General features: G+C 68.2%; 14 protein-coding genes. 7 read left to right on the top strand and 7 right to left on the bottom strand.

All coding sequences use genetic code 11. The annotated features are described in order from the left end of the window. Nucleotides 1-40 precede the first annotated feature (40 nt). On the top strand, nucleotides 41-292 hold the full coding sequence (locus AVT10_RS02910; RefSeq protein WP_066688197.1) for an ATP synthase F1 subunit epsilon: 252 nt from the start codon (nucleotides 41-43) through the stop codon (nucleotides 290-292). Between the two features lie 223 nt (nucleotides 293-515). On the opposite strand, the gene AVT10_RS02905 is transcribed toward AVT10_RS02910, so the two are convergent. Both AVT10_RS02905 and fsa read right to left on the bottom strand, forming a co-directional pair. After that, nucleotides 516-1,397 carry a tyrosine recombinase XerC gene (locus tag AVT10_RS02905; protein WP_066688195.1) on the bottom strand — a complete coding sequence of 294 codons (882 nt, stop codon included), beginning with the start codon at nucleotides 1,395-1,397 and terminating at the stop codon, nucleotides 516-518. Between the two features lie 43 nt (nucleotides 1,398-1,440). Beyond that, complete coding sequence (fsa, locus tag AVT10_RS02900) at nucleotides 1,441-2,094, bottom strand: fructose-6-phosphate aldolase (protein ID WP_066688193.1); 654 nt, start codon at nucleotides 2,092-2,094, stop codon at nucleotides 1,441-1,443. Between the two features lie 198 nt (nucleotides 2,095-2,292). On the opposite strand from fsa, the gene AVT10_RS02895 reads away from it, so the two are divergent. The 3 genes from AVT10_RS02895 to aguB are packed head-to-tail and all read left to right on the top strand — an operon-like array spanning nucleotide 2,293 to nucleotide 4,462. Then, nucleotides 2,293-3,261, top strand: a complete 969-nt coding sequence (locus AVT10_RS02895; protein ID WP_066688191.1) for an agmatine deiminase family protein — start codon at nucleotides 2,293-2,295, stop codon at nucleotides 3,259-3,261. Continuing rightward, nucleotides 3,258-3,608 carry a DUF3147 family protein gene (locus AVT10_RS02890; RefSeq protein WP_066688186.1) on the top strand — a complete coding sequence of 117 codons (351 nt, stop codon included), beginning with the start codon at nucleotides 3,258-3,260 and terminating at the stop codon, nucleotides 3,606-3,608. The genes AVT10_RS02895 and AVT10_RS02890 overlap by 4 nt, the downstream gene beginning before the upstream one ends. 8 nt (nucleotides 3,609-3,616) lie before the next feature. Then, nucleotides 3,617-4,462: an N-carbamoylputrescine amidase gene (gene aguB, locus AVT10_RS02885; RefSeq protein WP_066688183.1), complete on the top strand. Its 846-nt coding sequence runs from the start codon at nucleotides 3,617-3,619 to the stop codon at nucleotides 4,460-4,462. Between the two features lie 113 nt (nucleotides 4,463-4,575). Here aguB and AVT10_RS02880 read toward each other — a convergent pair whose 3' ends face one another. From AVT10_RS02880 to AVT10_RS18045, 5 genes are read right to left on the bottom strand one after another with little or no spacing between them, the layout of a single operon-like run. After that, the gene (locus tag AVT10_RS02880) at nucleotides 4,576-5,349 is read right to left on the bottom strand and encodes a crotonase/enoyl-CoA hydratase family protein (RefSeq protein WP_066688182.1); all 774 of its coding nucleotides are present in this window, start codon (nucleotides 5,347-5,349) and stop codon (nucleotides 4,576-4,578) included. A gap of 37 nt (nucleotides 5,350-5,386) precedes the next feature. Next, complete coding sequence (locus AVT10_RS02875; RefSeq protein ID WP_066688181.1) at nucleotides 5,387-6,040, bottom strand: winged helix-turn-helix domain-containing protein; 654 nt, start codon at nucleotides 6,038-6,040, stop codon at nucleotides 5,387-5,389. A gap of 32 nt (nucleotides 6,041-6,072) precedes the next feature. Further along, complete coding sequence (locus AVT10_RS02870) at nucleotides 6,073-6,981, bottom strand: hypothetical protein (RefSeq protein ID WP_066688180.1); 909 nt, start codon at nucleotides 6,979-6,981, stop codon at nucleotides 6,073-6,075. Next, the gene (locus tag AVT10_RS02865; RefSeq protein WP_066688178.1) at nucleotides 6,969-7,913 is read right to left on the bottom strand and encodes a hypothetical protein; all 945 of its coding nucleotides are present in this window, start codon (nucleotides 7,911-7,913) and stop codon (nucleotides 6,969-6,971) included. Before AVT10_RS02865 ends, AVT10_RS02870 begins: the two co-directional genes overlap by 13 nt. A 1-nt stretch (nucleotide 7,914) precedes the next feature. Beyond that, entirely contained in the window at nucleotides 7,915-8,070 is a 156-nt protein-coding gene (locus AVT10_RS18045; protein WP_157092671.1) for a hypothetical protein, read from the bottom strand. A 133-nt stretch (nucleotides 8,071-8,203) separates the two neighbouring features. Here AVT10_RS18045 and AVT10_RS02860 point away from each other — a divergent pair, with 133 nt between their 5' ends. The 3 genes from AVT10_RS02860 to AVT10_RS02850 all read left to right on the top strand — a co-directional run bounded on the left by AVT10_RS02860 (nucleotide 8,204) and on the right by AVT10_RS02850 (nucleotide 11,947). Continuing rightward, nucleotides 8,204-8,647: a PaaI family thioesterase gene (locus tag AVT10_RS02860; RefSeq protein ID WP_066688320.1), complete on the top strand. Its 444-nt coding sequence runs from the start codon at nucleotides 8,204-8,206 to the stop codon at nucleotides 8,645-8,647. Beyond that, nucleotides 8,644-9,021 (top strand): PaaI family thioesterase, encoded by a 378-nt coding sequence (locus AVT10_RS02855; RefSeq protein WP_066688176.1) that lies wholly within the window; start codon nucleotides 8,644-8,646, stop codon nucleotides 9,019-9,021. Before AVT10_RS02860 ends, AVT10_RS02855 begins: the two co-directional genes overlap by 4 nt. Before the next feature lie 100 nt (nucleotides 9,022-9,121). Continuing rightward, a complete protein-coding gene (locus AVT10_RS02850; protein ID WP_126013020.1) occupies nucleotides 9,122-11,947 on the top strand; it encodes a TonB-dependent receptor in 2,826 nt (941 codons plus the stop codon). The last annotated feature ends 31 nt before the right edge of the window (nucleotides 11,948-11,978 follow it).

The following is an 11,978-nucleotide window of genomic DNA, read 5'->3' as shown; positions in this document are numbered from 1 at the left end:
GCCCTCTCCCCTGAAGGGGAGAGGGAGTGAGGTTCTAACTATGCTGCACTTCGAACTCGTGACCCCCGAAAAGCTGGTGCGGTCGGAATCGGTCTATATGGTCACCGTACCGGGCACCGAAGGCGACTTCGGCGTGCTGGAGGGCCATGCCCCGTTCATGTCGACGATCCGTGACGGCGACGTCCTGATCCAGCGCTCCGAAAAGGGCGAGGCGGAACGCATCGCGATCCGTGGCGGCTTTGCGGAGGTGACCGCCAAGGGGCTGACGATCCTCGCCGAACAGGCCGGGTAACGGCTTTCCGGTATCGGGTTAAGGCGGACGCCGCGTCGGACCGAGGTTCGGCGCGGCGTTCGTGTTTTGGGCTAGCGGTCGAGGGACACATTGCCCCCCTTCGTCACCCCGGGCTTGACCCGGGCTCCCGCTTTGTTGCGGCGGCTCGAAGAAGAAGCGGGACCCCGGATCAAGTCCGGGGTGACGTTGAGAATGGGTCAGACGTCAGGTTTCCCGCACCGCCCTACCCACGCGGATGCGCATTCCGGTACACGTCCAGCAAATGCGCGGCATCGACCGCCGTATAAATCTGCGTCGACGACAGGCTGGCATGGCCCAGCAACGCCTGCAGCGAGCGCAGGTCCGCGCCGCGCCCTAGCAGATGCGTCGCGAAGCTGTGGCGCAGCGCGTGGGGACTGGTGCGGTCGCCCAACCCCAGCGCGACGCGCGCGGTGCGCACCGCCTTGCGCACCACGCCTGCGTCAAGCGGGCCGCCCTTCGCCCCCCGGAACAGCGGCGCATCGCGCGCGGTGCCCCATGGTTGCTGCGCGACATAAGCCTCTACCGCCGCACGGACCGGCGGCAGCAGCGGCACCATGCGCGTCTTGTCGCGCTTGCCGGTCACGACCAGCGTCTCGCCGAGCGGCAGCACGCAACCGGTCAGCGACAGCGCCTCGCCGATGCGCAGGCCGGCACCGTAGAGCAGCAGCAGGATCGCCCAATCGCGCGCGCCGATCCATGGCTCGGCGGCAGCATCGGCTACTTCTTCAGCCAGCGCGACGGCGTCGTCGGGCGAAATCGGGCGGGGAACGTTCTTCGCGACGCGGGGACCACGCAGCGGCGGTGCTTCGCCCCCGGTAAAAGCGATGAAGGCCCGCACCGCCGACAATTCGCGCGCAGCGGCGGCATTACCCAAGCCCTGCTCGCGGCGATGGGCGAGGAAGGCGCGCAGGTCGGCGGCGGTGAGGTGATGCAGCGCGGCGGCATCAACCGCCCCGCCCCAATGCCCCTGCAGGAAGGCGATCAGCCGTTCGGCGGTCGCGGCATAGGCCCGGACGGTATGCGTCGATCGGCGACGGTCGCGGGCGAGATGGGTGGCGAAAGCCAGCGGCAGCGGCTGCGTCATGGCCGAATGATAGCGCCATGCCGCAGCCGCTGTCGAACCCGGATCAGCCGATCTTCTGGCCCGACTTGGCCCAATCGGCCATGAAGCCTTCGATGCCCTTGTCGGTCAGCGGATGCTTGACCAGCGCGCGGATGACCGACGGCGGGGCGGTCATCACATCGGCGCCGAGCTTGGCCGATTCGAGGACGTGGATCGGATGCCGGACGCTGGCGACGAGGATTTCGGTGCCGAAGTCGTAATTGTCATAGATCAGACGGATGTCGCTGATCAGCCCCATGCCGTCGAAGCCGATATCGTCGTGACGGCCGACGAAGGGCGAGACGAAGGTCGCGCCGGCCTTGGCGGCCAGCAACGCCTGGTTGGCCGAGAAGCACAGGGTGACATTGACCATCGTGCCGTCGTCGGTCAGTGCCTTGCAGGTCTTCAGGCCATCGATGGTCAGCGGCACCTTCACCGCGACATTGTCGGCGATCTTGCGCAGGATTTCGGCCTCGCGCATCATGCCTTCATGGTCGAGCGCGACCACTTCGGCCGATACCGGCCCGGGGGTGATCGAGCAGATTTCGGCGACCACTTCGAGGAAGTCGCGCCCCGACTTGTGGATCAGCGACGGGTTGGTGGTGACGCCGTCGAGCAGGCCGGTATCGGCCAGTTCGCGGACGTCGTTGGTATCGGCGGTGTCGACGAAGAATTTCATGGGACTCGGGTTCCTGGCGGATGGAGGCGATGCGCGCCCCATCGCGCATCGCCGCCGCCGGGGCAAGGTTTGCCGGGGATGACAAGGAGACACGCTACGTCACCCGGGACTTGATCCGGGGTAACGAAAACGACTGGTGTCATCTCAGCACGAGCCCGCCCCTTTTCCTAGCGCTCGCGATTCAGTATTTGCGCGCGCATGACCGCGCCGAAACCCGAATGGGCCCCCCACGCCGCCGTATGGATCGGCTATCCCAGCCATGCCGAACTCTGGCTGGAGGACCTCGACCCCGCCCGCGACGAAGTCGTCGCCTTTGCCCGCGCCGTCCATGCCGACGGCCGGGGTGAAAAGGTGCTGCTGGTCGCCGCCGATATCGAAGCCGCCGACGATGCGCGGCAGCGCGCGCCGTTCGCCGAGGTCATCATCGAACCGTTCGGCGATATCTGGCTGCGCGATACCGGCCCGATCATCGATGGCGAGGGCACCGCGCGCTGCTTCGGCTTCAATGGCTGGGGCGGCAAATACGACCTGCCCGGCGACGATGATATCGGCCTGCGGCTGGCGCGCGAGCGCGGCCTGCCGGTCGCCGAGCATGACTGGATCGTCGAAGGCGGCGCGCTGGACGGTGACGGCACCGGGCTGGTCGTGACGACCGAACAATGCCTGCTCAACCGCAACCGCAATGTCGATTTCCACCGCACGGATGCCGAGACGCGGCTGCGCGAGGATCTGGGCTATGACCGGGTGCTGTGGCTGGGCGACGGGTTGCTCAACGACCATACCGATGGCCATGTCGACAATCTCGCCCGCTTCGTCGGGCCGAACCGGCTGGCGATCCCGGAAGCGGCGGAGAACGACCCGAACTGGCGCATCTATCAGGACGCTGCCGCCCGCGCGAAGGCGTTCGGCGTGGAGGTGGTGCTGGTTCCCTCGCCCGGCCGCGTGCTGTCGCCGGATGAGGAGATCATTCCGGGCAGCCACATGAATTTCTACATCGGCAATGCCGCGGTGGTCGTACCGCTCTACGGCACCGGGACCGACGATGCGGCCGTCGCGGCCTTTGCCGAGCTCTTCCCGAACCACGAAGTCGTGGGCCTGCGCGCCGATCATATCCTGACCGGCGGCGGCAGCTTCCACTGCATCAGCCAGCAGATTCCGGCGGCTTGATCGCGTTTGCGCTCCGCACCGCGCTGTCCGGGCTGATCGTCGCCGCCGTGGCGCTGATCGCCCGGCGCAGTCCGGCGGCGGGGGCGCTGGTCGCGTCGCTGCCGCTGGTCTCGCTGCTCGGCATGATCTGGCTGTGGCGCGATACGGGCGATGCGGTGCGGCTGGCGACCCATGCGGAGGCGACCTTCTGGTATGTGCTGCCCTCGCTTCCCATGTTCCTGATCGTGCCCGCGCTGCTGCGGCACGGCATCGGCTTCTGGTGGGCGCTCGTCGCCGGTTGCGGTGTCACGATCCTGCTGTATCTGGCCATTATCCCCGTTGCCGCCCGTTTCGGCGTCACGCTTTAGGACCGTCCATGACCGACATCACCGTTGCCGCGCTCCAGCTCGGCTTCACCGCCGATATCGACCGCAACATCGCCAATGTCTCGGCGCTCGTCCGCGAAGCCGCGGCCAGGGGCGCGCAGGTCGTGCTGCCGCCCGAACTGTTCGAAGGCGAATATTTCTGCCGCATCGAAGACGAAGGGCTGTTCGCCAACGCCAAGCCGGTGGCCGAGCACAAGGCGGTGCGCGCGATGCAGGAACTCGCCGGCGAACTGAAGATCGCGATCCCGACCAGCTTCTTCGAACTGGACGGCCATCATCATTACAACAGCCTGGCGATGATCGACCCCGATGGCCGCATCCAGGGCGTGTATCGCAAGAGCCACATCCCCGACGGGCCGGGGTACGAGGAAAAATTCTATTTCCGCCCCGGCAATACCGGGTTCAAGGTGTGGGACGGCCCGGCGAAGCTGGGCGTCGGCATCTGCTGGGACCAATGGTACCCGGAAACCGCGCGCGCGCTGATGCTGATGGGGGCGCAGGTCCTGTTCTTCCCGACCGCGATCGGCAGCGAACCGCACGACACCAGCCTCGACACCGCGCGGCTGTGGCGCCGGGCGATGGTCGGCCACGCCGTGTCGAACGTCGTGCCGGTCGTCGCCGCCAACCGGGTCGGCACCGAACATGGCCAGACCTTCTACGGGACGTCGTTCATCACCGATGAGCGCGGCGACATCGTTGCCGAACTCGACCGCGAGGAGGAGGGCGTCATCACCGCGACCTTCGACCTCGACCGGGTAAAGCGCCACCGTGCGGCGTTCGGATTCTTCCGCGACCGCCGGCCGGAGCTGTACGGGCGGCTGGTGCAGGACATCTGAACCGTCCGGTCTGACTGGACGTCATCCCGGCGAAGGCTAGAATCTCTCGGGAATGGGCGGGACAAGAGCCGCGCCAGGCCCCAGCCTTCGCTGGGGCGACGAATTTGGTCGGATCAATCCTGGAACGATGGCGCGCGCCGTTCCATGCCGGCGCGCACCGCCTCCACCTGATTGGGCTTGCCGAGCAGCGCCTGTTGCTCGGCGCTCTCCGCAGCGAGGATCGTCGCGGCATCCGCTTCGTCGGCCAGGTTCGCCATCCGCTTGGCCGCACGTGCCGCATCCGGGCTGCGTGCGGCGATCGCGCGGGCGAGGACTATAGCCGCCCCGTGCGGGTCGTCGGCCAGTCGCGTGACGAAGCCGGCACGCACCGCCTCTTCCGCCGTGAACTCGCGCGCGGAAAAGGCCAGTTCCCTGAGCAGATCGCTCCGCACGTCACGCCACAGCGCAAAGCCGGCCATGTCGGCGACCAGGCCCCATTTGGCTTCGAGGATCGAGAAGCGGGTGTCGGGTGCGGCGATCTGTATATCGGCGCCGGCCATGATCTGCATCCCGCCGCCGAAGGCGAGGCCATGCACCGCAGCGATCACCGGCATGGGCAGCGTCCGCCAGCCCCAGGCCACCTGCTGCACGCGATTGGCGATGCCATGGCTGCGCGTCGCAAGGTCGATGCCCGCCGCGCCGGCCGCCATGCTCGCCATGTCCAGCCCGGCGCAAAATGCCCGCCCCTCCCCCGACAACACCACACAGCGCATCGATGAATCGCGCAGCGTATCGATTGCGTCGATCAGCGCATCGAACATTTCCAGATCGATCGCATTCATCCTGTCGCCGCGCGTCAGCCGCACATCGGCAATGCCGTCGACCGTCGAAATCGTCACCCGCGTCATGCGGCACCCCTCATCCCGTTTTGTTTCGGGACCTATGCTATCGATCGTCGCCGGCCGGCGATAGTTGCCACGACACGTCCCCCAGCCGGTAGCCCCGGCCGCGATCAGTGTGCAGCATCGGCGGACCGGCCGCATCGAGCTTCGCGCGCAGCCGCGACATCTGCACCTGCACGACATTGGTGCCGGGATCGAAATCCCGGTCCCATAGCGCACGCAACAGCGCCGTACGCGACACCGCGCGGCCAGCATGTTCGGCCAGATGCAGCAACACCGCATATTCGCGCGGCAACAGATGCAGTCTAGTGCCTCCGCGCCACACCCGGTGCGCGGCGCGGTCGATAGTCAGGTCGCCGATGGTCAGCAGCCCGTCGCGGCGGCTGTCGCGCAGCAGCGCCAGCATCCGTGCGACGATCTCGACCGGGTGCGCGCGTTCCAGCACCGCATCGTCGGCGCCCGCATCCAGCCCGGCGGCCAGCGCATCGGCATCCTCGACCAGCAGCATCGCGCGCACCGACCGTTCGCCGCCACGTACCGTCCGCAGCCGCCCCGGCGCGCACCCCTCCCCCCGGTGCCAGCGCGCCAACCGGACCGGGGCATGGGGCGCCTCGGGCAGCGAGCGCAGCACGATGCCCCGCCGACGCGCCGGAACGACCAGCGCGGGAACCGGATCAAGGGCGACGACGACATGCATCGACGACACCCTACCCGCCCATCGCCAGCCGCTTAGGACAACCGCGTCCGATCCGGATCGATCTGTGCCAGCAGCTGTCGGGCATGGCCGGCGATCCGCCGCGACGGGTCGTCCGCCGCGCGCTCCAGCGCGGCCAGCGGATCGGGTCCGGACCGGACCAGCGCGTCGAGCACGGTGATCCGCATCCGGTCGCACGGGTGGCGCGTGGCAAAACTCTCGGCGAGGTCGAGCGCGTCGGGCAGGTCAGCCCCGACGGCCAGCGTCACCAGCGCCTCCGCCGGCGTCGAGGTCAGCACCTGCGCGATGCTGTTGCCGCGAATGTCGAAGCGATATTGGTCGAGCCAGGGCTGAGCCGCGTCATAGCCCAGGATGTTGAGCGATACCGAAAAGGCATCGGGCGGCAGCTGGACATGCACGTCGTCGCGCATCCGGTAGAGCAGCACCTTGCCCGGATCGAGCCGCGAGCGCCCGACATGGCGCAGACCCGCCGGTTCGCCGATGCTGCCGTCGATGGCGGTGACGTCGTAGCGGTAATCGTCGCTCCAATAGCCCGGCCCATGATAGCCGACCGTCAGGAACGGGAAATTATGGTCGTGCGGCAGGTCGTAGAAATAGGCGCCCCGCCCGCCGGCCCGGAGCGCGCGATCCTGCGCCGCCGGCCAGAAATTCGCACGCAGAACGAAGCGGCCATCAGGCGGGCGCAGCAGCAACACCTGTGCACCATAGGCATTGCCGTCGACCTGCCCGCGGCACCGCTGTTTGAGTTCGGCCAGCGCGAGTTCGCCAAGGAAGGTCCGGTTGCGCCCGAGCCGGGCGAGTGCCGGGCCAAGCGACGCGAACGCCTCCTCGTCGCGCACATCGACCGGTTCGGTGGCGAGCAGGTCGACCAGATCGTCCAGCCCGATCGCATCGCCACTGCCCGGGTCGATCACCCGTGCCATGCCGCCCCCATGCGCGCTTCCACCACCGGCAGCATCGCCTGGGCCGCTGATCGGACGTCGGGGTGCGGATCGTCGGTCATCGCGCGCAGCCGGGGCAAGGCGGCACGCGCATCGCAGGCCAGCCATTCGCGCATCGCGTCCCAGCGCACGAAGAAGGCGGGGTCGCGCGACAGCGCGTCGAACACCTCTTCGTCCGCCTGTCCCAGTTCGCGCAACAGCGTCAGCAGCATCGTGCTGCGCGCCGCCGCGTCGTCCAGCGTCGCCACGCGCACCAGCCCACCGCCCGCCCGGTCATATTCGCGCATGAACGGCGCGGCACCGTGGCGCAGCGTGATCGTCACCGACACGATGGGGCCGACCGGTTCGACCAGCAACATCGCGTCGGTCCGTCCGTCCAGCCGCACCACTGCGCCATCGGCCAGGGGCTGCACCGCCAATGGCCGCGCCGGTGCGGCGATGGCACCGTGCCAGCCATCGTCGATCGCGTCGGCCCGCCATCGCCACAGCCGGGCCTCGCCCCCGCGCAGGTAGCGCGTCCACGACACCCGCCCGCCAACGACGACGGTATCGGGCATGACGCGGGCCGCCGGGGCAAGGTGGTCGATCACCGCCATCGTCACGCTGGCAGCCGCCGTCTCGACCAGCACCATGCCGGTGCGCAATGCGTCGCGCTGGCTCTTGAACGGCGGTTCAAGCAGGGGATCGTCCCGCAGCCTTGCGATCCACGGGGCGAGCAGGGCACCGACCCAGCCGGCATCCTGCACCAATGCGCACGCAGCGGCCTCTCCCTCGGCCAGCGTCGTCACATCGGCGAAGCGCGCCGTTACCGCCCGAACCGCCGCATCGTCGGTCCAGTCGCGCGCCACCGCGAGCGACCGCTCCCGCGCCGCCGCGATCGCATCGCGCAACTGTCCATCGATCGGTGCCGGCATCTCAGTTCGGATACATCTCGTACACCAGCATCGCGACGGCGATGATATATTCGAACACCTGATCGCCCGACGCCTCCGCCACGCGGATCGCGCCGGTCGTCGCAACCTGCGTTCCCAGATCGACGATCTCGGCAAGTGGGATGGTGACGATCGGCATGTTCTTCCCCCCGTGACGCGACGGTCGTGCGCCGCGAGCGGGATCCTATGGCCGTGCCGGCCCAAGCCATAGTTACAAGGCTGTTATGGTAGGCCGCTTCATTCCGGCCGCGTTCCGCCCTATGGACCGGAGCATGACTGCCCCCGCCCCTTCGCCCGGCTTCGATCCGGCCCGCTTCTTTTCCGCACGGATCGGCGGGCATGGCACGCGGCTGGGCATCGGATATCAGGCGCATGGCGCCGATTGGTGCGAATTGCTGCTGCCGTTCCGCCCCAACCTGATCGGCGATCCGGCGCGCGGCGTGCTGGCATCGGGACCGATCCTGACGCTGATGGACATGGCGACCAGCGTCGGGGTGTGGCTGAAGCGTGGCGCGTTCCTGCCCCATGCCACGCTCGACCTGCGGATCGATTATCTGCGCCCGGCCACGCCAGAGCGGACCGTCGTCGGGCGCGGCGAATGCTACCGCGTCGCGCGGCAGGTCGCGTTCGTGCGCGGCATTGCCCATGACGGCGACCCGGACGATCCGGTGGCGCATGTCGCGGGCACCTTCATGTTGCTGGACTCGTTCGCATGACCGTGTCGCCCTATGCCGAACTGCTCGGCCTGACCTTCGGCACCGATAATCGCGGCCATCCGCTGGTGACGATGGAGTTCGCCCACGACCTGCTCGGCCGCCCCGGCTTCCTGCATGGCGGCGCGATCGGCGGGATGCTGGAAATGGCGGCATGGGCCACGCTCCGCGCCGCGCTGGGTGAAGAGCAAACGGTCATCAAGCCGATCAACGTCACCATCGACTATATGCGCGGCGGGCGCGAGCGGACGACCTTCGCCGCCGGCGAGGTGACGCGGCTGGGTGGGCGCATCGCCAATGTCACGGCGATCGCATGGCAGGACGACCGCGACCGCCCGATCGCCGGAGCGCGGCTGAACTATCTGCTGAAGCGCTGAATCTACCCGGATATTTTCGCCGGCCGCGATAGTTGTGCGACATTTGGACCGTAGTGGCCCTGTTACCGCAGATGGCGGGCAGGGTGTGGAAGGAATGCGCATGGCGCGGTGGACGTTACTGATACTGGCGCTGGGCACCGCGCCCGGCGCATGGGCGGCACAGACCGCGCCCACCACCCCCGCCCCCGCAACCGCGCAGAGCCAGACCCCCGAACCGGTCGAACCCGGATCGGGGGGCGCCGGCGGCACCGACACCGAAAGCGACGCGGAAGAGATCGTCGTCACCGGCCGCCTGCCGCCCGGAACGGTGCCGGGCGACATCAAGCCCGAATTGCAGCTCTCCCCTGCCGACATCCGCTCCTATGGTGTCAGCTCGGTCGCCGAACTGGTCACCGAACTCGCTCCGCAATTGCAGTCGGTCCGCGGCGGCCAGCCGGTGTTCCTCGTCAATGGCCGCCGCTCGGCCGGTTTCCAGGAAATTCGCGACCTGCCGACCGAAGCGATCCTGCGCGTCGACATCCTGCCCGAGGAAGTCGCGCTCAAATATGGCTATCGCTCGGACCAGAAGGTCATCAACTTCGTGCTGCGCCCGCGCTTCCGCAGCTATACCGGCGAGTTGCAGGGCGGCGCGCCGACCGATGGCGGGTCGAGCAACTTCGAGGTCGAGGGCGGTCTGGTCCGCATCGACCAGGACAAGCGCTTCAACCTGAACCTGCAGGCCGAAACCACGTCCAACCTGCTGGAAAGCGAACGCGGGATCATCCCGAACACCAGCGGCACACCCTTCGACCTGCGCGGCAACGTGACCTCGACGGTCAGCGGCGCGCCGGTCGATCCGACACTCAGCGCGCTGGCGGGCACGCCGGTCATCGTCGCGGCAGTACCGACGGGCACGCCGACGCTGGCAGGCTTTGCGGCCGGGGCGAACAATCCGAACATCACCGACACCACGCCGTTCCGCACCCTGACCGGCGCAACCGACCGGCTTTCGGCGAACGGCGTCTATGCGCGCAGCATCTTCGGCAATGTCGCCGCGACCGTCACGACGCGGGTCGAACATACCCGCACGGAATCGCTGCTGGGCCTGCCCGGCGTCTCGCTGACATTGCCGGGCAATACGCCCTTCTCGCCCTTTGCCAGCGACGTGATCGTCCGGCGCTTCGCCGATACCGATCCGCTGATGCGCAATGCCGAGACGACGACGGCCAATGCCGCGCTGGCGCTGAACGGCGATATCGGCCGGTGGCGCTGGACGGTGAACGGCAATTACGACCGGACCGAAACCAGCACCCGCACCGAACGCGGCGTCGATGTGTCGGACGTCCAGAGCGCGGTGACCGCCGGCGCGTTCAGCCCGTTCGGCGATCTGGGCAACCTGATCCGCACCGCCGACCGCGCGAAATCGGTGTCGAGCGCGGCCGGGCTGAACGCGCTGATCGCTGGGTCCCCCTTCTCGCTGCCCGCCGGCGACGCCAATAGCAGCATCCGGGTGGCGGCGACGACGACCGACTTCACCAGCGATTCGCTGCGTGCCGGCATCGCCAATTCGACCAGCCTCGGCCGCGATACCGCGTCGATCCGCGCCAATATCGACCTGCCGATCGCCAATGCCGCACGCGACGTGCTGTCGGCGCTCGGCCGGCTGTCGCTCAACGCCAATGCGGAGGTCGAGCAGCTGTCGGACTTCGGCACGCTGACGACGCTCGGCTATGGCATCAACTGGCAGCCGATCACCGCGATCCGCCTGCTGGCGTCGGTCAGCCACGAAGAGAACGCCCCGACGCAGCAGCAGCTGGGCAACCCGCTCATCACCACGCCTTTCGTCCGGACGTTCGACTATGTCAGCGGCACGACGGTCGACGTTACCACCATCACCGGCGGCAATCCCGACCTGGTGTCGAGCGACAGCCGGGTCATCAAGCTGGGGTTGAACGTGAAGCCGTGGACCGAGCGCGATATCTCGCTCCAGTTCGACTATACCGACAGCCGGATCGACAATCCGATCCAGAGCTTCCCGGCGATCACCGCCGATATCCAGGCGGCGTTTCCCGACCGGTTCGTGCGCGGTGGCACGCTGTTGAGCGTAGACACGCGTCCGATCAACTTCGCCCGCGCCGACAGCAGCCAGCTGCGCTGGGGCATCAATTTCTCGAAGCGGGTGACGACCGCGCGCTCGCGCCAGTTCGAGGCACTGCGCCAGCAGCGGATGGAACAGCGCCGTGCGGCACGCGAAGCAGCGGAAGCCAATGGCGCGCCGCCGCCGGGCGATGCACCGCCACCGCCGCCGCCGGGTGAAGGTCGCGGCCCCGGTGGCGAAGGCCGCGGTCCGGGTGGTGAAGGCCGCGGTCCGGGTGGTGAAGGCCGCGGTCCGGGTGGCGGACGCGGCTTTGGCGGTCCCGGCGGCGGAGGCTTCGGCGGACGCGGCGGCGGTGGTGGCGGCGGGCGGATCTGGGCCAGCCTGTACCATACGGTCGCCCTCACCAACACGATCCTGATCCGGCCGGGCCTGCCCGAGCTGGACCTGCTCAACGGATCGGCGATCAGCGACACCGGTGGCCAGCCGCGCCATCAGGTGCAGTTCAATAGCGGCTATACCCGCGATGGCATCGGTTCGCGGCTGGTGGTCAACTGGCAGTCGGGAACCGAGGTCGATGGCGGTGCGGCCGGCGCGACGCAGCGGTTGAACTTCGGCAGCCTCGCCACGGTCGGGCTGCGGCTGTTCGCCGATCTGGGCCAGCAGCCCGCATTGGTCCGCAACAATCGCTGGCTGCGGGGGTCGCGGATCAGCCTGGGCATCGACAATCTGTTCAATGCGCGGCAGCGTGTGACCGATGCCAGTGGCGTGGTGCCGATCAATTACCAGCCGGGCTATCTCGACCCCAATGGTCGCGTCATACGGCTGACGTTCCGGAAGCTGTTCTTCTAAAGTCGGGTCGACATACAGACCGTACCCCCGC

It is taken from the genome of Sphingomonas hankookensis (genome assembly GCF_001619955.1).
Classification (GTDB): Bacteria; Pseudomonadota; Alphaproteobacteria; order Sphingomonadales; family Sphingomonadaceae; genus Sphingomonas; species Sphingomonas hankookensis_A.
This window is presented reverse-complemented; position numbering and strand designations above follow the sequence as displayed.

Bases quoted from the DNA above. Each gene is read 5' to 3' on its own strand.
- AVT10_RS02910 (WP_066688197.1), top strand. From the start codon at position 41: ATGCTGCACTTCGAACTCGTGACCCCCGAAAAGCTGGTGCGGTCGGAA.
- AVT10_RS02905 (WP_066688195.1), bottom strand. From the start codon at position 1,397: ATGACGCAGCCGCTGCCGCTGGCTTTCGCCACCCATCTCGCCCGCGAC.
- fsa (WP_066688193.1), bottom strand. From the start codon at position 2,094: ATGAAATTCTTCGTCGACACCGCCGATACCAACGACGTCCGCGAACTG.
- AVT10_RS02895 (WP_066688191.1), top strand. From the start codon at position 2,293: ATGACCGCGCCGAAACCCGAATGGGCCCCCCACGCCGCCGTATGGATC.
- aguB (WP_066688183.1), top strand. From the start codon at position 3,617: ATGACCGACATCACCGTTGCCGCGCTCCAGCTCGGCTTCACCGCCGAT.
- AVT10_RS02880 (WP_066688182.1), bottom strand. From the start codon at position 5,349: ATGACGCGGGTGACGATTTCGACGGTCGACGGCATTGCCGATGTGCGG.
- AVT10_RS02875 (WP_066688181.1), bottom strand. From the start codon at position 6,040: ATGCATGTCGTCGTCGCCCTTGATCCGGTTCCCGCGCTGGTCGTTCCG.
- AVT10_RS02870 (WP_066688180.1), bottom strand. From the start codon at position 6,981: ATGGCACGGGTGATCGACCCGGGCAGTGGCGATGCGATCGGGCTGGAC.
- AVT10_RS02865 (WP_066688178.1), bottom strand. From the start codon at position 7,913: ATGCCGGCACCGATCGATGGACAGTTGCGCGATGCGATCGCGGCGGCG.
- AVT10_RS18045 (WP_157092671.1), bottom strand. From the start codon at position 8,070: ATGCCGATCGTCACCATCCCACTTGCCGAGATCGTCGATCTGGGAACG.
- AVT10_RS02860 (WP_066688320.1), top strand. From the start codon at position 8,204: ATGACTGCCCCCGCCCCTTCGCCCGGCTTCGATCCGGCCCGCTTCTTT.
- AVT10_RS02855 (WP_066688176.1), top strand. From the start codon at position 8,644: ATGACCGTGTCGCCCTATGCCGAACTGCTCGGCCTGACCTTCGGCACC.
- AVT10_RS02850 (WP_126013020.1), top strand. From the start codon at position 9,122: ATGGCGCGGTGGACGTTACTGATACTGGCGCTGGGCACCGCGCCCGGC.